Annotated in this window: 16 protein-coding genes; 10 read left to right on the top strand and 6 right to left on the bottom strand. The window is 66.0% G+C overall.

Annotation, left to right across the window (positions count from 1 at the left end; genetic code table 11):
• Positions 1–466 precede the first annotated feature (466 nt).
• Together ahpF and ahpC are read right to left on the bottom strand one after the other, a co-directional pair.
• Entirely contained in the window at positions 467–2,065 is a 1,599-nt protein-coding gene (gene ahpF / locus ACODS4_RS13905; protein ID WP_488864563.1) for an alkyl hydroperoxide reductase subunit F, read from the bottom strand.
• A gap of 183 nt (positions 2,066–2,248) precedes the next feature.
• Positions 2,249–2,812, bottom strand: a complete 564-nt coding sequence (ahpC, locus tag ACODS4_RS13900; RefSeq protein ID WP_488864561.1) for an alkyl hydroperoxide reductase subunit C — start codon at positions 2,810–2,812, stop codon at positions 2,249–2,251.
• Positions 2,813–3,055: 243 nt separating this feature from the next.
• Here ahpC and ACODS4_RS13895 point away from each other — a divergent pair, with 243 nt between their 5' ends.
• Entirely contained in the window at positions 3,056–3,979 is a 924-nt protein-coding gene (locus ACODS4_RS13895; RefSeq protein ID WP_488864559.1) for a hydrogen peroxide-inducible genes activator, read from the top strand.
• A gap of 10 nt (positions 3,980–3,989) precedes the next feature.
• Here the strand turns inward: ACODS4_RS13895 and ACODS4_RS13890 are convergent, their stop codons facing one another.
• The gene (locus ACODS4_RS13890; protein ID WP_488864558.1) at positions 3,990–5,207 is read right to left on the bottom strand and encodes a nucleotide disphospho-sugar-binding domain-containing protein; all 1,218 of its coding nucleotides are present in this window, start codon (positions 5,205–5,207) and stop codon (positions 3,990–3,992) included.
• A gap of 456 nt (positions 5,208–5,663) precedes the next feature.
• On the opposite strand from ACODS4_RS13890, the gene ACODS4_RS13885 reads away from it, so the two are divergent.
• From ACODS4_RS13885 to ACODS4_RS13860, 6 genes are all read left to right on the top strand, one after another.
• Positions 5,664–6,956, top strand: a complete 1,293-nt coding sequence (locus ACODS4_RS13885; RefSeq protein ID WP_488864556.1) for an NAD(P)-dependent oxidoreductase — start codon at positions 5,664–5,666, stop codon at positions 6,954–6,956.
• A 15-nt stretch (positions 6,957–6,971) separates the two neighbouring features.
• Positions 6,972–8,249 (top strand): NAD-dependent dihydropyrimidine dehydrogenase subunit PreA, encoded by a 1,278-nt coding sequence (gene preA, locus ACODS4_RS13880; protein ID WP_488864554.1) that lies wholly within the window; start codon positions 6,972–6,974, stop codon positions 8,247–8,249.
• A gap of 176 nt (positions 8,250–8,425) precedes the next feature.
• The gene (locus tag ACODS4_RS13875; RefSeq protein WP_488864552.1) at positions 8,426–9,688 is read left to right on the top strand and encodes a Zn-dependent hydrolase; all 1,263 of its coding nucleotides are present in this window, start codon (positions 8,426–8,428) and stop codon (positions 9,686–9,688) included.
• 73 nt (positions 9,689–9,761) lie between these two features.
• The gene (locus ACODS4_RS13870; protein ID WP_488864550.1) at positions 9,762–10,475 is read left to right on the top strand and encodes a TetR/AcrR family transcriptional regulator; all 714 of its coding nucleotides are present in this window, start codon (positions 9,762–9,764) and stop codon (positions 10,473–10,475) included.
• 13 nt (positions 10,476–10,488) lie between these two features.
• Positions 10,489–11,928, top strand: coding sequence for a dihydropyrimidinase (hydA, locus tag ACODS4_RS13865; RefSeq protein ID WP_488864548.1), 1,440 nt, complete (start codon positions 10,489–10,491; stop codon positions 11,926–11,928).
• Between the two features lie 115 nt (positions 11,929–12,043).
• Complete coding sequence (locus tag ACODS4_RS13860) at positions 12,044–12,799, top strand: 2OG-Fe(II) oxygenase (protein ID WP_488864546.1); 756 nt, start codon at positions 12,044–12,046, stop codon at positions 12,797–12,799.
• 80 nt (positions 12,800–12,879) lie between these two features.
• On the opposite strand, the gene ACODS4_RS13855 is transcribed toward ACODS4_RS13860, so the two are convergent.
• Together ACODS4_RS13855 and ACODS4_RS13850 are read right to left on the bottom strand one after the other, a co-directional pair.
• Complete coding sequence (locus ACODS4_RS13855; RefSeq protein WP_488864545.1) at positions 12,880–15,123, bottom strand: xanthine dehydrogenase family protein molybdopterin-binding subunit; 2,244 nt, start codon at positions 15,121–15,123, stop codon at positions 12,880–12,882.
• A gap of 3 nt (positions 15,124–15,126) precedes the next feature.
• A complete protein-coding gene (locus tag ACODS4_RS13850) occupies positions 15,127–15,588 on the bottom strand; it encodes a (2Fe-2S)-binding protein (protein WP_488864543.1) in 462 nt (153 codons plus the stop codon).
• Positions 15,589–15,825: 237 nt separating this feature from the next.
• On the opposite strand from ACODS4_RS13850, the gene ACODS4_RS13845 reads away from it, so the two are divergent.
• The 3 genes from ACODS4_RS13845 to ACODS4_RS13835 all read left to right on the top strand — a co-directional run bounded on the left by ACODS4_RS13845 (position 15,826) and on the right by ACODS4_RS13835 (position 20,321).
• The gene (locus ACODS4_RS13845) at positions 15,826–16,749 is read left to right on the top strand and encodes a LysR family transcriptional regulator (protein ID WP_488864542.1); all 924 of its coding nucleotides are present in this window, start codon (positions 15,826–15,828) and stop codon (positions 16,747–16,749) included.
• Between the two features lie 412 nt (positions 16,750–17,161).
• Positions 17,162–18,142 carry a TRAP transporter substrate-binding protein gene (locus ACODS4_RS13840; protein ID WP_488864540.1) on the top strand — a complete coding sequence of 327 codons (981 nt, stop codon included), beginning with the start codon at positions 17,162–17,164 and terminating at the stop codon, positions 18,140–18,142.
• Positions 18,143–18,365: 223 nt separating this feature from the next.
• Positions 18,366–20,321, top strand: coding sequence for a methyl-accepting chemotaxis protein (locus ACODS4_RS13835; RefSeq protein ID WP_488864538.1), 1,956 nt, complete (start codon positions 18,366–18,368; stop codon positions 20,319–20,321).
• A 107-nt stretch (positions 20,322–20,428) separates the two neighbouring features.
• On the opposite strand, the gene ACODS4_RS13830 is transcribed toward ACODS4_RS13835, so the two are convergent.
• Entirely contained in the window at positions 20,429–21,616 is a 1,188-nt protein-coding gene (locus tag ACODS4_RS13830; RefSeq protein WP_488864537.1) for an MFS transporter, read from the bottom strand.
• Between the last annotated feature and the right edge of the window lie 63 nt (positions 21,617–21,679).

Genomic DNA, 21,679 nt, shown 5'->3' with positions numbered 1-21,679 from the left:
CATTCCAAACGGAATGTTGCCGTCAAAAACTCTCCGTCAAGCCTTGCCTCTTGGTAGTGGAGCCTCTGTTTTCACCAACAAAAGCCGTATTACAAACGGACAGGTTGAACTAGCGGTGCCCAAAAAAACATACTTGAGTATGCAGAACGATGGATATTTGGCTAAGCCTCTAATTTCAAAATTGCGACAATTGTTTCCGAATATTTATTTTCTTTGCTGAGTCAAAAGGTAGGACAATCATAGAATGCTGTCCATACGGGTTTTCATCCCATGGATCAGATCGTCTCGGGCAACGCGCGAAAATACGCCCAGCTTCTGCACGGCCTCACGGTTTGGACGCGTCTTGAGAGCCGGGAGCGCGGTCTGCCGGGCAGCAAAAATCCCCCTGCGACGCCGCGCCTCTGTTGGTGAGTCGCGTGTCGCAGGGGGAGCAATCACCCTTTTCAGCCCGTGAAATTTACAGCGGTCACTCCGCCGCGACGCTGGCGAGTTGCCGATTGGCCTCCTCCGCCGGGATGGTGCGGATGAGGAAATCGAAGGCTGACAGCGCCGCTTTCGCGCCCTCGCCCATGGCGATGATGATCTGCTTGAACGGCGTCGTCGTCGCGTCGCCAGCGGCGAACACGCCGGGGACGGAGGTCTGGCCACGGGCGTCCACCTCAATCTCGCCGCGCGGCGACAGGGCGACCGCGCCCTTCAGCCATTCGGTGTTCGGCACCAGACCGATCTGCACGAAGATCCCCTCCAGATCGACCCGGCGCAGATCGCCGCTGTTGCGGTCCTTGTAGGACAGGCCCGTCACCTTGGCCCCGTCGCCATGCACCTCGGTGGTTTGGCCGGAGGTGACGATGGTGACGTTGGGCAGGCTGTTCAGCTTGCGCTGAAGCACCGCGTCGGCGCGCAACTGGCTGTCGAACTCGATCAAGGTGACGTGCGCCACCAGACCGGCGAGGTCGATGGCCGCCTCGACGCCGGAATTGCCGCCGCCGATCACCGCCACCCGCTTGCCCTTGAACAGCGGGCCGTCGCAGTGCGGGCAGTAGGCCACCCCCTTGTTGCGGTACTCCGCCTCGCCCGGCACGTTCATCGAGCGCCAGCGGGCGCCGGTGGACAGGATCACCGTGCGGGATTTCAGCGCGGCGCCGCTGGCCAGCCGGATTTCGATCAAGCCGCCGGGGACCGCCGCCGGGATCAGCGCTTCGGCGGTTTGCAGGTTCATGATGTCCACGTCATACTCTTTGACGTGCTGCTCCAGGGCGGCGGCCAGCTTCGGCCCTTCGGTGTGCGAGACCGAGATGAAGTTTTCAATCGCCATGGTGTCGAGCACCTGACCGCCGAAGCGTTCCGCCGCGACGCCGGTGCGGATGCCCTTGCGGGCGGCGTAAACCGCCGACGCCGCGCCCGCCGGGCCGCCGCCGATCACCAGAACGTCAAAGGCGTCCTTGGCCTTGATCGTTTCGGCGGCGCGGGCCGCCGCGCCGGTGTCGAGCTTGGCGACGATCTGCTCCAGCCCCATGCGGCCCTGGCCGAACGGCTCGCCGTTCAGATAGATCGCCGGAACGGCCATGATCTGGCGGCTCTCAACCTCCGCCTGGAACAGCGCGCCGTCGATGGCGACATGCTTGATCCGGGGGTTGAGCACGCTCATCAGATTGAGCGCCTGCACGACGTCGGGGCAGTTCTGGCAGGACAGCGAGAAATAGGTCTCGAACTGGTAATCGCCGTCCAGATCCTTGACCCGCTCGATCAATTCGGCGGATTCCTTGGACGGGTGGCCGCCGACCTGCAACAGGGCGAGCACCAGCGAGTTGAATTCATGGCCCATCGGCAGACCGGCGAACCGCACGGCGACGTCGGTTCCAACACGGGCGATGGCGAAGGAGGGCGTGCGCGCGTCGTCGCGGCGCACCAGCGTGATCTTGTCCGACAGGGACGCGATGTCCTCCAGCAGACCCAGCATTTCCTGGGATTTCGGCGAGCCGTCGAGCGACGCGACCAGTTCGACGGGCTGCGTGATCCGCTCAAGATAGCCCTTCAGTTGGCCTTTGAGAGTGGCGTCCAGCATGGCGATTGTTCCCGAATGTGAAGGCGTCGGAACGAACCGAGTGCGCGTCGGTGGTGGTCCGGCAGGGGAGGATTTTAAAAGTTTTAAAAGCGCGCGGGGCGCAAGGCCCGGCATTTTTTAAGAGGGGAGCGTCGCCGGTTCCGGTGTTGCTCGGAACCGGCGACGCCCGCCCTTTAGGCGAACTTAGATCTTGCCGACCAGGTCGAGCGACGGGGCGAGAGTCTTCTCGCCTTCCTGCCACTTGGCCGGGCAGACTTCGCCGGGGTGCGAGGCGACATACTGGGCGGCCTTGACCTTGCGCAGCAGTTCCAGCGCGTCGCGACCGATGCCGCCGGCGGTGACTTCAACGATCTGGATGACGCCCTGGGGATCGACGACGAAGGTGCCGCGATCGGCCAGACCGGCTTCTTCGATCATGACCTCGAAGTTGCGGGTGATCGTGCCGGTCGGGTCGCCGACCATGGTGTATTCGATCTTGCCGATGGCGGGCGAGGTGTCGTGCCACGCCTTGTGCGAGAAATGCGTGTCGGTCGACACGGCGTAGATCTCGACGCCCAGCTTCTGGAAGGCGGCGTAGTTGTTCGCCAGATCTTCAAGCTCGGTCGGGCAAACAAAGGTGAAATCGGCGGGGTAGAAGAACACGACCGACCATTTGCCCTTCAGGTCGGCGTCGCTGACGTCGATGAACTTGCCGTTCTTGAAGGCGGTCGCCTTGAAGGGCTTAATCGCGGTGTTAATCAAAGACATAGAACTCTCCGAAGGATGACTGTGGATGGGGAAGCGGCGCAGTCCCGGCCCCGGTTGGCGCCCGCGTGGCGATCCGCGCTGTTTCAACGGATGTGGCGGCGGGCGGTCTTGGCGGCTCGTCTGGATCGGTGCGGCGTCTCCCCCAGGGTTGCTTGACCAGGAGAGGAATAGGGGAAATCGCTGACCAAGAGAAACACAAAATACCGATTGCATTGATCGGAAAAAACGATCAATCATTCCCCCATGAAACCCCTGCCGACGCTGCGCCAGCTCCGCTATCTCGTTGCCGTGGTTGACCGATGCCATTTCGGGCAGGCGGCGGACGCCTGTCTGGTCAGCCAATCCACCTTGAGCGCCGGAATTCAGGAGCTTGAGGATCTGCTCGGCACGCCGCTGCTGGAACGCACGCGGCGGACGGTGATGCCGACGCCCCTTGGCCGCGAAATCGCCGAGCGGGCGCGCAGCCTGCTGAAAGACGCGGAGGATCTGGTGGACATCACCCGCGCCGCCGCCGATCCGATGGCCGGGCCGCTGCATCTGGGGGTGATTCCCACCATCGGCCCCTTTCTGATTCCCCGCGTCATGCCCGATCTGCGGACGAGCTTCCCCAATCTGAAACTCTATCTGCGCGAGGATCAGACCGCCCGCCTGCTCGACCGGCTGAACAGCGGGGAGTTGGACGCCGCCCTGCTCGCCCTGCCCTACCCGATGGGCGACATTGAGACGCTGGACATCGCCGAGGATCATTTCTCCTTCGTCTGCCTGCCCGAACATCGTCTGTGCGCCTCGGCCACCGCGCATCCGATCGACGTGGCGATGGAGGATCTGTTGCTGCTGGAAGACGGGCATTGCCTGCGCGATCACGCGCTGGCCGCCTGCGCGCTGGACAGCGCCCCGCGCAACACGGTGTTCCAGGGCACCAGCCTGCACACGCTGGTGCAGATGGTCGCCAACGGGCTGGGGGTGACTCTGTTGCCGCAAATGGCGGTCGAGTCGGGCATCCTGCGCGGCCTCAATCTGGTGGTGCGCCCGCTGGACGGCGAACGGCCTTTCCGCCGGATCGCCCTGGTTTGGCGGCGGACCTCCGGGCGAAAGGAAACCTTCCGGCGGCTGGGCGCCACGCTGAAGGCGTCGCTGACGCCGCCCGCCGTGCAGGCCAGCCTGTAAAAATGCTGGCTTAGGCGGCGGCGCCCACCTGGATGAGGGCCAGCGCCTTGCGCCGGATGACCTCCACCGCCGGTTCCATCAGCGGAAGGGAACGGGCCATACTCTGCGCCGCCTGAGCGAGCGGTTCGCTGACCGCCGCCGCCGTCATCGCCTGGGCGAGCGCCGCCGGATCCTCCCACGCCCAAGGCACGGCCCCCACGCCGCAGCGCCGCAGACGGTCCGCCGTCAAGGCCTGCTCCAGATGATTGGGCAGCAACAGTTGCGGGCGGCCAAGGGCGAGGACCGTTTCCGTCGTCCCATTGCCGCCATGATGGACGATGAGGGAGGCTGCGGCCATTTCAGCCCGCAAGTCGCCCGGCTCGGTCAGCACAGTCAGATGATCCGCGCCGGACGGCGCCGCCCACGCCGCATCCCGCACATAGACGCGGGTCGGCAGGTCAAGCCGGGCAAGCGCGGCAAAGGCCGCCTCCCCCTTGGGCGTAGGCGCGAGATACGCGAACAGCGCCGGATGGCTGGCGGGCGGCAAGGGCGGCGGCGGCGGCGTCAGCGGGCCTGAAGCCGCCGCCTGCCGGTGCGCCTGGTAGGGATCCAACATCGGATAGGTGCAGACCACGTCACGGGTTCCGCACCACAAAGCGGTGAGATTCGGCGGCGCCCGATGGCCGCGCCGCGCCTGAACATCGGCATAGCGGGCGAGAACCGCCGCGTCATCCTCCAACGGCGCGCTTCCCGCGCGGCGCGGCAACGGCAGATGGGCGGGAGGAAGCACATAGCCGTCGCCGATCGCCACAAAAGGAACGCGGCCAAGACTGGCGAGGCGCGCGGAGGGCGCGCTGTCGCCAATGAACAGAGCCGGGCGCCAGCGCTCCATCCGCTCGTCCCAACCAGCCAACAGCGCCTCGATGGCCGCTGGCTCGGTGTAGCCGACCAGCGTCAGCACATCGGCCAATCCAAACAGGGCGGGCGGCGGACGACGGGCGGGTTGCGGGGGAATCGTCAGGCAGGGAAAGGGGCAGCCCGCCAGCGGCGGCGCCCCTGGATTCGGCACGAACAGGATCGGGCGGGTTTCAGCGGCCAGCCGTTCGGCGACCGTCAGCAGGCGGCGAATATGGCCGAAACCGCTGCCAAGCTCATTGACCAAAAACACAACGGGCCGTTTGTCCAACGGCGAGGACGCCCCGCCGTGGCGGCGTGGATCCGGCAAAGAAGCTCCGTGAAGGTCGGTCATGCGCCCCTGAATCCTACTGTCTGCCATGCCCGCGATGCCAACTTGCGGATGATCGCGGCATAGCAGCCGGATCGCCCCAAGCCAACCGCTTCTTTTGTCCAGATCGCCCCTATCCTATCCCTCGCACGCCCGGTTTCCCCGCAACAATCATGCTTTTTTACACCCCACTGCCGCCAAATCAGGCAGGAGCGGCGACGGCCAATCCCTTGATATGGCTGGATTTGACGCGGCGCACAGCGAGCATTTCGCCGTGTTTGGACGGCGACGCCCACCAAACAGGCGCAGAAAGTCCGTATTGCGTGCAATTTGAAGCGCTGCCATGATTGTCCAAGGCGTCAGTTCTTGACCGTACAGTCAGCTTTTCCGCCACCCTCCAGCCCTTGCGTTCGCTTGGCACGGCGGTTGCTGATGAACGGGAAGCCACGCCGCTTAGCGACCAAAGGGAAGCCATCCGCCATGACCCTGAACGCTGACATTCCGGCTTCGCCCTACGCCGATCTCACGCCGCCCCTCACGGCGGTGCAGGCGCTTGCCGAATCCAACCGCTGCCTGTTCTGTTACGACGCCGCCTGTGTGCGGGCCTGCCCGACCGGGATCGACATCCCGTCCTTCATCCGCTCCATCGCCACCGGCAATCTGAAGGGCGCGGCGACCACGATTCTGTCGGACAACATCATGGGCGGGACCTGCGCCCGCGTCTGCCCGACGGAAACCCTGTGCGAACAGGCCTGCGTCCGCAACACCGCCGAGGAACGCCCGGTCGCCATCGGTCGGTTGCAGCGCCACGCCACCGATGCTTTGTTCGCCCGCAAAGGCCCCCACCCCTTCGTCCGCGCCGCCAGCACCGGCAAGCGCGTCGCTGTGGTCGGGGCCGGTCCCGCCGGTCTGTCCTGCGCCCACCGGCTCGCCACGCTGGGCCATGAGGTGACGGTGTATGAGGCCAAACCGAAATCCGGCGGCCTGAACGAATACGGACTCGCCCCCTACAAGATGGCCGATGATTTCGCCCAGCGCGAGGTCGCCTTCATCCTGGAGGTCGGCGGAATCACGGTGGAGCATGGCCGCCGTCTGGGCGCCGACCTGTCGCTCGACACGCTGCGGGCCGAGTTTGACGCGGTGTTCCTCGGCGTCGGCTTGGGCGGCAACAACCGCCTGAACATCCCCGGCGAGGACCGCGCGGGCGTGGAGAACGCCACCGCCTTCATCGAACGGGTGCGGCAGGCGACCCCGGACGCCCCGGTGGCCGTGGGCCGCAGCGTCGTGGTCATCGGCGGCGGCAACACCGCCGTGGACGCCGCCATCCAGGCCAAGCGCCTGGGGGCGGAGGATGTGACCTTGGTCTACCGGCGCGGGCGTGGCCAGATGGGGGCCACGGCGTGGGAGCAGGAGTTGGCGCAGACCAACGGCGTGGTGCTGAAGACCTTCGCCGCCCCGGTCGCCATCGACGAGCAGGGAATCACCCTGGAGCGCACCCGGCTGGAGGACGGCAAACTCGTTCCCACCGGCGAGCGCTACAGCCTGCCCGCCGACATGGTTCTGAAGGCGGTGGGCCAGACCCTGGCGCGCGAGGCGCTGGACGGGTTGACCATCGCGGGCGGCAAGATCGTCATCGACGACGACCACCGCGCCAGCCTGGATAAGGTCTATGCCGGGGGCGATTGCGTCGCCAGCGGCGAGGATCTGACCGTTCAGTCCGTGCAGGACGGCAAGCGCGCCGCCCTGGCCATCCACCGCCACCTGACCGCCTGAGACGGGAGCCGAACCATGGCCGATCTGCGCAGCACCATCGCCGGCATCCGCTCGCCGAATCCCTTCTGGCTGGCGTCCGCCCCGCCCACCGACAAGCTGACCAACGTCGTCCGCGCCTTTCAGGCCGGATGGGGCGGCGTGGTCTGGAAGACGCTGGGCGAGGATCCGCCCGTCGTCAACGTGTCCAGCCGCTACGGCGCGCATCTCGACAACGAGCGCAAGCTGATCGGGCTGAACAACATCGAACTGATTTCCGACCGCCCGCTGGAGGTCAATCTCCAGGAAATCATCCAGGTCAAGCGCGACTGGCCCGACCGCGCCATGGTCGTGTCGCTGATGGCCCGGATCGAGGAGGAGGCGTGGGCCGGGCTGGCCCGCCGCATCGCCGCCACGGGCGCGGTGGACGGGCTGGAACTGAATCTCGGCTGCCCGCACGGCATGTGCGAGCGCGGCATGGGGTCGGCCATCGGCCAGGTGCCGGACATGGTCGAACAGGTCACGCGCTGGGTCAAGAACGCCACCAACCTGCCGGTGATCGTCAAGCTGACGCCCAACATCACCAACATCCTGTGGTCGGCGGAAGCGGCCAAGCGCGGCGGGGCCGATGCGGTCTCGCTCATCAACACCGTCAACTCCATCGTCGCCGTCGATCTCGACGCCATGGCCCCGACGCCGGTGGTCGATGGCAAGGGCAGCCATGGCGGCTATTGCGGCCCGGCGGTGAAGCCGATCGCGCTCAACATGGTGGCGGAGATCGCCCGCAACCCGGACACGGCGGGGCTGCCGGTGTCGGGCATCGGCGGCGTCACCAATTGGCGCGACGCGGCGGAGTTCCTGGCGCTGGGGGCGACCAACGTGCAGGTCTGCACCGCCGCCATGACCTTCGGCTTCAAGATCGTGGAGGACATGATCGACGGCCTGTCCAACTGGATGGACGACAAGGGTTACGCCAATTTGGACCAACTGTCGGGCCGGGCCGTTCGCAACGTGGTGAACTGGAACGACCTGAACATGAACTTCTCGACCAAGGCGGTGATCGACCCGGCCTTGTGCATCGATTGCGGACGCTGTCACATCGTGTGCGAGGACACCTCGCATCAGGCGATCCGCATCGACCAAGGGGAGGGCCGCCGGATCTTCACCGTCGTGAACGAGGAGTGCGTCGGCTGCAACCTGTGCTCCCACGTCTGCCCGGTGCCCGATTGCATCACCATGCAGCCGGAGGAGAACGGCTTGCCCTACATGACCTGGCCCGAAGACCCCCGCAACCCGATGCGCGCCGCCGCCGAATAAGCCCGGTCGATGATCCAAGCTGGAAGGTTCCTTTGTGTTCCGTCATCCCCGCGCAGGCGGGGATCCAGGCTTGGCCTTAAGATTCGTATGGGAAACTCTGGATCCCCGCCTGCGCGGGGATGACGATGATCCAGCACCGGCCACGGTCGGCCTTTCGTATCTGGGAGAGAGCAACGATGTCTTACCCGCAGAATGTCGCCGTGAACGGCTCGCGCCTGTGGCAAAGCCTGATGGACATGGCGCAGATCGGCGCGACGCCCAAGGGCGGCGTCTGCCGACTGGCCCTGACCGACCTGGACAAGCAGAGCCGCGACCTGTTCGCGCGCTGGTGCGAAGAGGCGGGCTGCACCATCAGCGTGGACAAGATGGGCAACATCTTCGCCCGCCGGGCCGGTCGCGACGACAGCCTGCCCCCCATCATCATGGGCAGCCATCTGGACAGCCAACCGACCGGCGGCAAATATGACGGCGTCTATGGCGTGCTGGCCGGGCTGGAGGTGGTGCGCAGCCTGAACGACATGGGCTACGTCACCGAGGCCCCGGTCGAGGTGGCGGTGTGGACGAACGAGGAAGGCTCGCGCTTCGCCCCGGCCATGGTGGCGTCCGGCGTCTTCGCCGGGGTGTTCGATCTGGATTATGGCCTGTCGCGCGCCGATCTGGACGGCAAGACGATGGGCGAGGAACTGGCCCGCATCGGTTACGCCGGGGACCAGGAGGTCGGCGGGCGCAAGGTCGGCGCCTATTTCGAGGCCCACATCGAACAAGGCCCGATCCTGGAGGCCGAGGGCAAGACCATCGGCGTCGTCACCGATTGCCAGGGCCAACGCTGGTACGAAATCACCTTCACCGGGCAGGAGGCCCACGCCGGACCGACGCCGATGACCCGGCGCAAGGACGCGCTGCTGGGCGCGGCGCGGGTGGTGGACGCGGTGAACCGCATCGGCCTGAAATACGGCCCGGCGGCCTGCGCCACCGTCGGGCTGATGCAGATTCACCCGAACTCGCGCAACGTCATTCCGGGCCGGGTCTTCTTCACCGTCGATTTCCGCCACCCGAAGGATGAGATCCTCGCCGCGATGGACGCCGAACTGCGCACCGCCGTGGCGGAGATCGCCAGCGGCATCGGGCTGGACAGCGACTTCAAGCAAATCTGGTACTACGCCCCCATCCAGTTCGACGCCGATTGCGTGACGGCGGTGCGCAACGGGGTGGAACGCACCGGCTATTCCTTCCGCGACATCATTTCCGGCGCCGGTCACGACGCCTGTTATCTGTCGAAGGTCGCGCCGACCGGCATGGTCTTCATCCCCTGCATCGACGGCATCAGCCACAACGAGATCGAGGAGACCACCGTCGAATGGGCGACGGCGGGCTGCGAGGTTCTGCTGCACGCCGTGCTGGAACGGGCAAACGCCGAGCGATCCCCGGCGGCGGCGTGATACAGTCCCTCTCTCTGCGCCCCTTTCCCCCACGGGGGAGAGGGGCTTCAAGGATGATGGACGAAGGTTGGCGATGACGCTGAAGACAGACCCGGTTTCCCCCGACGCCGCCGCCCCGCAAGGGCGCATCCGCCGCGAGAATGTCGAACGCATTCTCAAGGCGGCGGAGGCCGTGTTCGCCGAAGCCGGGTGCGCCGGGGCGACCATGGCCGACATCGCCGACAAGGCCGGGCTGCCCAAGGCCAATCTGCATTACTACTTCGGCACCAAAGAGGATCTGTACCGCGCGGTGCTGGACAACATCCTGCGGCTTTGGCTCGCCCCCATCGACGCGCTGACGCCGGACGCCGATCCGGCTGCGGCGCTGACCGCCTACATCACCACCAAGATGGAGGCCTCGCGCACCCGCGCGCAGGCGTCCAAGGTGTTCGCCAACGAGATCCTGCATGGCGGGGCGCAGATCGAACGCTTCCTGTCCGACGATCTGCGCCGTCTGGTCGACGCCAAGGCCGCCGTCATCGACGGCTGGGTCGCCGAAGGCCGCATGGCCCCGGTGGACGCCCGCCAATTCCTGTTCATGATCTGGGCCGTCACCCAGCATTACGCCGATTTCGACGTTCAGGTCCGCAAGGTTCTGGGCCGCCGCACCCTGACCCGCCAGGATTTCGCCCAGATCACCGCCGAGGTGCTGCGGATGATCCTGCGCGCCGCCGGTCTGCCGGAACCGGCACCTTCCCCCACCCCTTCCCCCACCCCATCCCCGACCCCATTCCCCACCAACGCATAAGGGAGCGCCTTCCATGGGTATCGTCATTCGTGGTGGAACCGTCGTCACAGCCGAGCAGACGCAACGCGCCGATGTCTATTGCGAGGACGGCCTCATCAAGGCCGTCGGCGACGCCCTGGACGTTCCCGCCGGAACCGAAGTCGTGGAGGCGGGCGGCTGCTACGTCATGCCCGGCGGCATCGACCCGCACACCCACATGGAGCTGCCCTTCATGGGCACGGTGACGACGGAGGATTTCTTCAGCGGGACCGCCGCCGGTTTCGCGGGCGGTACGACGACGATCATCGATTTTGTCATTCCCAACCCGAAACAAAGCCTGATGGAGGCCTATCACACCTGGCGCGGCTGGGCGGAGAAGGCGGCGGGCGATTACAGCTTTCACGTCGCCGTCACCTGGTGGGACGAGACGGTGCGCGCCGACATGGGAACGCTGGTCGCCGACCATGGGGTGAACAGCTTCAAGCATTTCATGGCCTACAAGAACGCCATCATGGCCGACGACGAGGTTCTGGTGAACAGCTTCCAGCGCTGTCTGGAACTGGGGGCCATCCCGACCGTCCACGCCGAAAATGGCGAACTGGTGTTCCAGCTTCAGAAAAAGCTGCTGGCCCAGGGCCTGACCGGCCCGGAAGCCCACCCGCTGTCCCGCCCGCCGGAGGTGGAGGGCGAGGCCGCCAACCGCGCCATCCAGGTCGCCAAGGTGTTCGGCGTGCCGGTCTACATCGTCCATGTCTCGGCGAAAGAGGCGCTGGAGGCGATCACGCGCGGCCAGGACGGCGGCCAACGGGTGTTTGGCGAGGTTCTGGCCGGGCATCTGCTGATCGACGACAGCGTGTACCGCAACCCCGACTGGGATTTTGCCGCCGGTCACGTCATGAGTCCGCCCTTCCGTTCCAAGGAGCATCAGGACGCGCTGTGGCGCGGCTTGCAGGCGGGGCATCTCCACACCACCGCGACCGATCACTGCTGTTTCTGCGCCGAGCAAAAGGCGATGGGCCGCAACGACTTCACCAAGATCCCGAACGGCACGGCGGGGATTGAGGACCGCATGACCGCCCTGTGGACGCACGGCGTCAACACCGGTCGTCTGACGATGAACGAGTTCGTCGCCATCACCTCCGCCAACGCGGCGAAGATCTTCAACTTGTACCCGCGCAAGGGATCGGTCAGCGTCGGGGCCGACGCCGATCTGGTGGTGTGGGATCCGGCGGCGACCAAAACCATCTCGGCCAAGACCCAGATGCAAAAGGTCGGCTTGAACATCTTTGAAGGCATGACGGTGACGGGAACCCCGGCCTACACGCTGAGCCAGGGCAAGATCGTCCACGCGCTGGGCGAAAGCCGCGCGGTGCGCGGGGCGGGCCGCTACGTCAACCGCCCGGCCTTCCCGTCCGTCTACGAAGCGGTGAAGAAGCGCAACGCGCTGAACGCGCCGACGCCGGTCGCTCGCTGACGCGGCACGGGAATTCAACCGCAAGAGCCGGGATGTTCGATCCGGCGGGCGACGCCACAGTCACGGCGTGAAGGGGCGGCGGGCGCCGCCCCACCCGCTGGATGGATCGCCCGTCATGCCGCTCGCCGCTCTGGTCCCTGCCCCACCCCGTTGTGATGAACCCGAGTCCTGGACCGCGCGCGCCGACGCCCTGGATTGGGATCGGATCGAAGCCGATTTGAACGCGGCGGGCAACGCGCTGGTTGGGCCGCTGCTGACCGCCGACGACTGCGCCGCCCTGACGGCGCTGTACCCGCAAGACGCCCCCTTCCGCAGCCGGGTGGTGATGGCCCGCCATGGCTTCGGCAAGGGCGAATACAAATATTTCGCCTATCCCCTGCCCGCCCCCATCGCCGGGTTGCGCGGCGCGCTGTACGAACGGCTCGCCCCCATCGCCAACCGCTGGGCCGAACGGCTGGGCAGCGCCACCCGCTACCCCGCCGACCACGCCGCCTTTCTGGAGCGCTGCCGGGCCGCCGGGCAGACCCGCCCCACCCCGCTGCTGCTGCGCTACCGCCCCGGCGATTACAATTGCCTGCATCAGGATCTGTATGGCGAGACGGTGTTTCCGCTTCAGGCCGCCATCCTGCTGTCCGAACCGGGCCGGGACTTCCAGGGCGGCGATTTCGTGCTGACCGAACAGCGCCCGCGTCAGCAATCCCGCGCCGAGGTGGTTCCTCTGCGCCAAGGCTGGGCGGTGATTTTCGCCGTCAGCCACCGCCCCGCCCAGGGCGCGCGTGGAACCTTGCGCGTCACCCACCGCCACGGCGTCAGCCGCCTGCTGGCGGGGGAACGCTTCACCACTGGAATCATCTTTCACGACGCGCCGTAAACAGGGCGACCTGCGGGCAAGAAAAAGGGCGCTCACCCGATGTGGATGAGCGCCCTGTCGGCCTTACATCGTAAGCGGCGTCACACCATGCCGCCCCGGCTGAAGGGCAGGGTCTGCACCGGCTTGCCCGTCACCGCGAAGACGGCGTTGGCGACGGCGGGGGCCGACGTCGGGACGCCCGGTTCGCCCGCCCCGGTCGGGCGTTCGTGGGAGTCGACGATGTGCACCTCCACCTTCGGCATGTCGGACATCCGCAAGGGCAGGAAGCCGTCGAAGTTGCTTTGATCGACCAGACCGTCGGTCAGGGTGATTTCGCCGCGCAGCGCGTGGCCGACGCCCCAGCCGGTGGCCCCCTCCATCTGGGCGACGACGACGTCGGGGTTGACGACCTGCCCGCAATCGACGGCGACGACGACGCGGTCCACCGTAACGTGGCCCTTGTCGCTGACCGTCACCTCGGCGACATGGGCGACGAAGGTGTTGAAGCTTTCATGCACCGCGACGCCGCGCCCTTTGCCCTTGGGCAGCGGCTTGTCCCACCCGGCCTTCTCCGCCGCCAGTTTCAGGACGTTGGCCATGCGCGGATGGTCCTTCAGCATCGCCAACCGGAAGGCCAGCGGATCCTTGCCCGCCGCCTTGGCCAACTGGTCGATCATCACCTCCTTGGCGTAGGCCGTGTGGGTGTGGCCGACCGAGCGCCACCACAGGGTCGTCACCGGCGAGGCCGGGCTGTGCAGATCGACCGCTAGATTCGGCACGGCGTAGGCCATGTCCGACGCGCCTTCGACCGAGGTCGCGTCCACCCCGTTCTTGACCATCATTTTTTCAAACGGCGTCCCGGCCATGAAGCTCTGGCCGACGATCCGCTGCCGCCACGCGACCAGCGCGCCGGAGGAATCCACCGCCGCCTTGATCTGGTGCAGGAACAGCGGGCGGTAACGACCGCCCTTGATGTCGTCCTCGCGCGTCCACACCAGATGGACCGGGGCCTTGCCATAGGCCTTGGCGATGATCGCCGCCTCGGCGATGTAGTCGGCGTTGGTGGTGGCGCGGCGGCCAAAGCTGCCGCCCGCCCATTGGGTTTCGATCTTCACCTGTTCGGGTTTGCAGCCCAGCGCATGGGCGACGACCATCTGTTCGACGCCCTGGAACTGCGACCCGGCCCAGATGGTGCAACCGCCATCGGGATTCAGCGCGACGGTGGCGTTCAACGGCTCCATCGGCGCGTGGGCCAGATAGGGGAAGACGAACTCGCCCTCGACCACCGCCGCCGCTCCGGCGAAGGCCTTGGCGACGTCGCCCTTGTCGGCGGCGACCGCGCCCGGCGTCTGCGCCAGCTTGCGGTAATCGGCCAGCATCTGGTCGGTGCCGCGCGTTTCGGCCTTGCCGTCGTCCCAGACGATCTTCAACGCCTCGCGGCCCTTGATCGCGGTCCAGGTGTTTTTCGCGACGACGGCGACGCCGACCGGCAGTGTCAGCACGTCGATCACTCCCGGCACGGCGCGGGCCGCCGCGTCGTCCACGCTCTTGACCGTTCCGCCAAAGCGCGGCGAACGGGCGAGCACCGCCGTCACCTGCCCCGGTCGGCGGATGTCCATGGCGAAAATCGCGCTGCCGTCGGTCTTGCTGGCGTGGTCCAGCCGGTGCAGGCCGGGCTTGCCGATCAGGGTGTAATCCTTCGCCGCCTTCAGCGCGACGGTCTGCGGAACCGGCAGCTTGGCCGCGTCCTCCGCCAACTCGCCAAAGGTGAAGCGGCGGTTGCTGGCGGCGTGGGAAACGACGCCCTTGGCGACCGTGACCTCACCCGTCGGCACGTTCCAGCGGGCGGCGGCGGTCGCGACCAGCATGGCGCGGGCGGCGGCCCCGGCCATGCGCAGCTCGTCCCAACTGTTGGCGATGGCGGTCGAGCCGCCGGTGCCCTGGATGCCGAAGAAATGGTTGCCGTAGAGCTTGCTGTCGGCGGGCGCGAAGGCCCCGCGCATCTGCGCCCAATCGGCGTCCAACTCCTCGGCGACGATGGTGGCCAGCCCGGTGACGATGCCCTGCCCCTTGTCCAGATGCTTGGCCAGCACCGTGACGGTGTTGTCGGGCGCGATGATGACGAACAGATGCGGGCGCGGATCCGCCGGGCCGACGATTCCGGGAGGCGCGCCGCTGGCGGCCAGAGCGGGCAGGGGCAGATGCGCGCCCAGGATCAGCGCGCCGCCCGCCCCGGCGGCCTTCAGGAAATTGCGGCGCGACGGCGCGGCCTGGACCAGCGTCCGGCCAAAGGCCTCGCTCGGAAAGCCGGACTGGGCGGCCTGTCGGATGAGATGATGCAGCATGGATCAGGCCCTCACGCTCTGGGCGGCGTCTTTGATCGCCGCGCGGATGCGCCCATAGGTGGCGCAGCGGCAGACGTTGCCGTCCATCGCCGCGTCGATGTCGGCGTCGGTTGGGTTGGTGTTGGCGGCGACCAGCGCGATGGCGCTCATGATCTGGCCCGACTGGCAATAGCCGCACTGGACGACGTCCAGCTTCTGCCAGGCCGCGCGCACCGCCTCCGCCACCTTGCCGGAGGCGCCTTCGATCGTCGTCACTTTGGCGTTGGCCGCCAGCGAGCCAATCGGCGTCTGGCAGGCCCGCGTCGGCGCGCCGTCCACATGGACGGTGCAGGCGCCGCATTGGGCGACGCCGCAGCCGAACTTGGTTCCGGTCATGTTCAATTCGTCGCGCAAGACCCACAGCAAGGGCATGTCGTCGGGGACATCGACCTGCCGTTCTTGCCCATTGACGGTGATGCGAATCATGGTCTCAAAGCCTCTCTGTCAAATGAGGAACCCGGTTCGGTTCCGCCCGCCCGTTTCAGGCCTGGGCACTGGATGGAGCGATCGCCGCCAACCGCCATCCCCGTCTTGGCCGCGCGTCGCTGGCGCGGCGGCTGTGTTGGCGGACGGTCGGTTGCGGGACAAGGTTGATGAACGGATGGATGGACAGGTTACGCCGCCGCAGGCACCATGAACAATCCAGCGCAGGTTCATATCGACATGAAGAGCATTCATAGCCCCGCCCTCGACCTCAACCTCATCAAGGTGTTCGACGCCCTTCTGGAAGCCCGCAGCGTGTCGCGGGCCGCCGAAGCGCTGGGCGTCAGCCAATCGGCGGTCAGCCACGCGCTGAACCGCTTGCGCGCGCTGGTCGGCGATCCGTTGTTCGTGCGAACCGGCGGGCGGATGGAACCGACGCCGCGCGCCCAGCGTTTGGCCGAGCCGTTGCGCGAGTTGCTGTTGGGCGCGGCGCGGGCGCTGTCGGTCGAGGAGGGCTTCGATCCGCTGCTGGAAGACCGCAGCTTCACCATCTGCACGTCGGACGCCGTGCAGGCCGTTCTGCTGACCGGGTTGCTGCGCGACATCAGCACGGAAGGGCGGGAGGAATCGCGGGTCTCCATCGCTCTGCGCAGCCTGGATCCCGAAGCGATGCTGAACGGGTTGGACGATGGAACCATTGATCTGGTGATCGGCTATTTGCCCGAAGTCCGGCGCTGGCACGACCGGGAGTTTTTGTATCTGGAAAACCACGCCTGCCTGTTCAACCCGGATTTGCTTCCGCTGACCGTGCCGATCAGCCTGGAGGACTACACCCGCCACCCCCACCTGATGCCGGCCTTGCGCGGTGGATTCAGCAGCTTCATCGACGATGACCTGCACGCGCTGGGCGCCCGGCGGCGGGTCGCGGCGTCAACCACGCAATTCCTCGCCATTCCGATGATGCTGACGCAGACGGCGATGATAACCACCTTGCCGACGCGGACGGCTCAATTCTGCGCGAAGACCGTCGGGTTGGCGATCAGCCCGCTGCCGTTCCCGTCGGAGGATTTTGAAGTGTCGATGGGCTGGCACCGGCGCAACACCGGCTCTCCCTCCCACACCTGGTTGCGGCGGCGCATTCTGAACGAAGCCAAAACCCTGTGAGCGAACCGGGCAGGGCGGTTGAAAAGCGTTGCCGGTAACGGATTTGCGCCGCTCCAAATCGGCGGAACGACGGCGCCGGGAAGTACAACCTAAGCGAGTTTATCGACCGCCGCCCCTGTGACGGTGCGTCGCACGTCAGGCGGATGTTTCAACAGCATTGCAGCCATCAAATACAAGAGAGTGCGCATGGACGGCGCGCGCAAACAACCATGCCGAATGGTGTTGTTATAGTTTTTCAATAAAATTGCCTCATCGCCATTCCAAACGTGTATTATCCGATGGGTCGCCCTCCGGCTTCAAATCGCCCGAAACGGGCGCGGCGGAGAAGCTGTGTTGCGTGTGCGATAGATTTTCTGCTAAAAGACGTACAACTGCGCTCTTTGATTACTGCATGTTGGCAATGGGGGATCCAGTGAACACGATTTTTGGCGTGACGGTTTCCGTGTGTCTCGCTCTGGCTGCGGTTGGGGCTGAAGCGGCGGAGAAACTTAAGATCGGCCACGTTCTCCCGAAAGGCTCCCAGTTCAGCGAAGCGGTTCGGGTCATGGACCAGGAGCTGCAAAAGCGGACGGCGGGGCGCTACAGCATCGAAGAATACCCGGCCAGCGCGTTGGGCGACGGCAAGGCGATGCTGGATGGGGTGAAGCTTGGCACCATCGACATGGTGATGTCGTCTTCGGGCGGCGCGCTTGGGCAGTTCAACCCGACGCTGGGCATTCTTGATCTGATGTTGCTGTTCCGTGACGAGGCGCACGTCGACTCGGTGCTGGACGGTCCCATCGGCAACAGCTTGCTGGACAGCTTCAAGGCGCAGGGCGTCGTTGGCTTGGCTTGGGGCGAAAACGGCTTCCGCCAGTTGACCAACTCGCTGCGCCCGGTGAAGACCCCCGCCGACATCGCCGGCATGAAGATCCGCATCGCCGAAAGCGAGATCTACAAGAAGGCGTTCGAGTCGCTTGGCTCCAAGCCCTTCACCCTTCCCTTCGCGCAGGTCTATCCGGCGCTGAAGAACGGGCAGGCCGAAGGGCAGGAAAACCCGATCACCACCATCGTCGGCTCCAAGCTGAACGAGGTGCAAAGCCAGATCACGCTCAGCTACCACACCTACGCCCCGGCGGTGATCCTCATCAACGCCGACCGTATGGGCGACATGTCGCCCGAAGACCAGAAGGCGCTTCAGGAGGCGGCCAAGCTGGGCGGCAAGGCGTCGCGCGAGTTCGTGCGCGCCCGCGACGCCAAGGGCCTGGAGGCGCTGAAGGCGTCGGGCATCACCATCACGCCGACGGCGGAGTTCGACCGCGCCGCCTTTGAAAAGGCGTTGGCTCCGTTCTACGCCGAAATGAGCAAGGTCTATCCGATGGACCAGATCATGGCGATCAAGAACACCAAGTAAGGCCGTCGCCTGGGCACGGTCTCCAGTCGCGGCTTTCAGAAGGGGGGGATGCTTTTCGCACGGGAACACCCAGCCGAAGCGCTCCTCCCCCTCGCCGTTTTAAATTCACGCTCCTGCACAGCGCGCAAGACACAGGACAAACACCATGAATGCCCTTAGCGGAAAAAGCAGACTGACGTCGCGCCTGAAGATTTCGCACAGGATATTCATCGGCTTTCTGGCCATGATCTGTTTGATCGTGTTCCTGGGCGTTCAATATGTCGGCAGCGTCCGCTCCATTGGCGAGGAGCTGGATCATGTGATGGACACCGGCCAGGACGCGCTGACGACCTCTCATTTGGCCGACAAGAGCGAGCGGATGGACCGGGCGGTCCTGACCTACATCGCGTCGCAAACCGAGCTTGACCTCGCCAGCGCCCGCAAGGAGGTCGAAGAGTTTGAGGCGTCGCTGGCCAATCTGAAGACACAGACGAATTCGCCGGTCGACGAGCAAAAAATGGCCGCCGTCGCCAACGTCGCCGTTCAGTACCGCGCCGCTTTTGACGACGTGGTCAACGCGGTGGTGCAGCGGCGCGAAGGCGTCGGCCAAACCTTTTTGGTTGGCGCGCAGTTGAACACCACCGCCATGGCCATCGTTGACGCGGCCCAATCCTCGACCGACGCGGAACTGTCGCAGGCGACGGTCCGGCTTCAGCAGGCGTTGCAGGGCACCCGGATGTCGGCGGCCCGCTATTTCACCACCTTCGATCCCAACGACGCCGCCGCCGCCAAAAACGAACTGGCGCGTCTGGGCGAGGCGGTCGCCGACACCAAGACGAAGAGCGCCGCCAACCGTCGTCTTCAGCGTTTCCTGACGGCGATGGAGCCGCAGGTCGCCGCCTTTTCCAAGGGGTTGGAAACCGCCGTCGGCGGCACCCTGAAGCTGCTGGACACCCAAAGCAAGATCCGCCTGATCCTGGAGCAGTTGATCTCCGGCGTGCGCAGCATCGTCACCTCCTTCTCGGATTTGCAGAAGAAGACGCAAGAGCGCGCTTTGGTGTCGATCGACGCCAGCGGACGCCAGGCCGTCATCACGCCGTTGGTCGCGCTTTTGGGCGGCGTCGTCTTCGCCGGCTTGATCGCGGCGTCCATCGTGCGACCGATCCGCAGCATGACCAGCGCCATGGCCGCCTTGGCCAACGGCGACAAGGGCAGGGAGATTCCGGCGACCGGCAATCACGATGAAATCGGCGACATGGCCCGCGCGGTCCAGGTGTTCAAAGAAAACGCCATCAACATGGACCGGATGCAGCGCGAACAGGAAGACACCCGTCTGCGCAACGAAATGGAAAAGCGCGACACCATGAACGGCTTGGCGATGAATTTTGAAAGCACCGTCATGGACGTGGTGGAGCATGTCGTCCGCGAATCGGAGATTGTGCAGACCAACGCCCGGATGGTGTCGGCGGTGGCCGAACAGACGTTGCAACTCGCCGCCCAAGGCGCCTCGGCGACCGAAGAAGCCAGCACCAACGTGCAGATGGTGGCGGCGGCGGTCGAGGAGTTGTCGCGTTCCGTGGCGGCCATCAGCTCGCAGGCGTCGGAATCGACCGACATCGCCCGCAACGCGGTGGACGAGGCCCGGCAGACCAACGACGTGGTGGCGGCCTTGTCCGAAGGCGCGCGCCGCATCGGCGACGTCATCCACCTGATCGAAAACATCGCCAAACAGACCAACCTCTTGGCGCTCAACGCCACCATCGAGGCCGCGCGCGCCGGTGAAGCGGGCAAGGGCTTCGCCGTCGTCGCCACGGAGGTGAAGGCGCTGGCCAATCAGACGACCGTCGCCACCGGCGAAATCAGCGTCCAGGTGGACGCCATCCAATCCTCCACCCAAAACGCGGTGGACGCCATCCGCCGCATCGGCGAAACCATCAACCGGATGGACGGCATCGCCATCAGCATCTCTTCGGCGGTGCAGCACCAGTTTGAAGCGACGCAGGAAATCTCCGAGAATCTGCGTCAGGCGGCCTTAGGCACCACCGAGGTGGCGAGCACCATCACCCATGTCCTGCACAAGGCGACCGACGCCGGATCCTCGGCGGAAACCCTGCTGGGCAGCTCCGGCATGCTGACCGATCAAACGGCGGTGCTGAAGCAAGAGGTGAACTCCTTCACCGACCGCATCCGCATCAAGTAACCGGACCGCGCCGCGATCCCGCAAAAAAGCCCCGCTGATGGAACGCCATCAGCGGGGCTTTTCGTTTCGCCTGTGCAATCCACCCAGGCCCAATCAGGTCGCGCCAATCACGCCGGGCGGGGCGCCTCGCGCATGAAGCGCGACGCCAACGCGCCCAACCCCAACGCGCTGCAAACCAGGGCGACGCAGCCGGGCCAACCCGCCGACGCCCAGGACAGGCCGGGCAAAACCGCCCCCAGACTGCCTCCCAGATAAAAGAAGCAAACATAAAGGCCCGCCGCCGCGCCCTTGTTCACCAGGGCGGTTCGCCCGACATAGCCCAGCGCCATGGACTGGCACAGGAAGATCCCGGCGATGAAGACGCCGACGCCCGCGATGACGGCGACGAGAAAGGGCAACAGCAGCACCATCTGCCCCAGAAAACAAACGCTCAAGGCCGCCAGGAAGGCTCCGCGCCCGCCAAAACGCTGAATCAGGCGCCCGTTGAACGGGGCCGCCGAGGCGCTGATCGGGTAGACCAGAAAGACCAACCCAATGCCGCTCGCCGTCAACAGAAAGGGCGGATCGGCCAGATGAAAGCCGACGTAGGACAAGGTCGCCGTCATCGAAAACAGAACGGTGGAGCCAAAGGCGCAAACCGCGCGGATGCGCGGGTTGGCGAGATGGCGGCGCATCCCGGCGACATGCGCGGCGATCCCGTCAATGGCCCGCCCCTGGTCGGCGGGCAGCCAGAGCAGAACGACCAGCGCGCACAGGGCGGAGATGACGGCCAGCGCGGTGAAGCCGCTTTGCCAACTGATGAACTCCGCCAGCAACCCGGCGACGAAACGCCCGGCGAAGCCGCCCATCGCCGATCCCGACACGAACAGCCCGGTCATCGCGGCGGCTTGTGGCCCCGACCAACGGGTGGCGATGTAGGCGACCGCCCCGGTGAACAGGGCGGGCAGGGCGATCCCCTGCGAAAAGCGCACCCCCAGCAATTGGGACAGGTCGCGGCACAGGGTCAGCAGCAGGGTCAGCGGGACCAGCAGGAAAATCGCCGTCAGCATGGCGCGTTTGCGGCCAAAACGGTCGGTCAGCGGCCCCGCCGCCGGGGCGGACAAGGCCACCGCCAGCGTGGTCGCTCCGATCACCGCCCCGGCGGCGGCGGGCGTCGTGCCGAAATCGGCGGCCAGTTGCGGCAGCACCGATTGCGGGGCGTACAGCGGCAAAAAGGCGGAAAAGCCGAGCAGGAACACGGCGATCCGTTCCTGAAGCCGAATGGCGTTCGGGGTGTCCTGAGCCAGATTGGACAAGGGGAGTCTCCGTGATCGTCCGCGAATGGGCAGGGCAGGGGGGCGGACGGGGGCGACGAACGG

It is taken from the genome of Azospirillum sp. FG154, assembly GCF_057809575.1.
The sequence above is the reverse complement of the archived record's forward strand: the minus strand, read 5'-3'. Positions and strand labels throughout refer to the sequence as shown.

What these genes read in the sequence shown, in the direction of transcription:
- ahpF (WP_488864563.1), bottom strand. Translation starts at nt 2,065, where the DNA reads ATGCTGGACGCCACTCTCAAAGGCCAACTGAAGGGCTATCTTGAGCGG.
- ahpC (WP_488864561.1), bottom strand. Translation starts at nt 2,812, where the DNA reads ATGTCTTTGATTAACACCGCGATTAAGCCCTTCAAGGCGACCGCCTTC.
- ACODS4_RS13895 (WP_488864559.1), top strand. Translation starts at nt 3,056, where the DNA reads ATGAAACCCCTGCCGACGCTGCGCCAGCTCCGCTATCTCGTTGCCGTG.
- ACODS4_RS13890 (WP_488864558.1), bottom strand. Translation starts at nt 5,207, where the DNA reads ATGACCGACCTTCACGGAGCTTCTTTGCCGGATCCACGCCGCCACGGC.
- ACODS4_RS13885 (WP_488864556.1), top strand. Translation starts at nt 5,664, where the DNA reads ATGACCCTGAACGCTGACATTCCGGCTTCGCCCTACGCCGATCTCACG.
- preA (WP_488864554.1), top strand. Translation starts at nt 6,972, where the DNA reads ATGGCCGATCTGCGCAGCACCATCGCCGGCATCCGCTCGCCGAATCCC.
- ACODS4_RS13875 (WP_488864552.1), top strand. Translation starts at nt 8,426, where the DNA reads ATGTCTTACCCGCAGAATGTCGCCGTGAACGGCTCGCGCCTGTGGCAA.
- ACODS4_RS13870 (WP_488864550.1), top strand. Translation starts at nt 9,762, where the DNA reads ATGACGCTGAAGACAGACCCGGTTTCCCCCGACGCCGCCGCCCCGCAA.
- hydA (WP_488864548.1), top strand. Translation starts at nt 10,489, where the DNA reads ATGGGTATCGTCATTCGTGGTGGAACCGTCGTCACAGCCGAGCAGACG.
- ACODS4_RS13860 (WP_488864546.1), top strand. Translation starts at nt 12,044, where the DNA reads ATGCCGCTCGCCGCTCTGGTCCCTGCCCCACCCCGTTGTGATGAACCC.
- ACODS4_RS13855 (WP_488864545.1), bottom strand. Translation starts at nt 15,123, where the DNA reads ATGCTGCATCATCTCATCCGACAGGCCGCCCAGTCCGGCTTTCCGAGC.
- ACODS4_RS13850 (WP_488864543.1), bottom strand. Translation starts at nt 15,588, where the DNA reads ATGATTCGCATCACCGTCAATGGGCAAGAACGGCAGGTCGATGTCCCC.
- ACODS4_RS13845 (WP_488864542.1), top strand. Translation starts at nt 15,826, where the DNA reads ATGAAGAGCATTCATAGCCCCGCCCTCGACCTCAACCTCATCAAGGTG.
- ACODS4_RS13835 (WP_488864538.1), top strand. Translation starts at nt 18,366, where the DNA reads ATGATCTGTTTGATCGTGTTCCTGGGCGTTCAATATGTCGGCAGCGTC.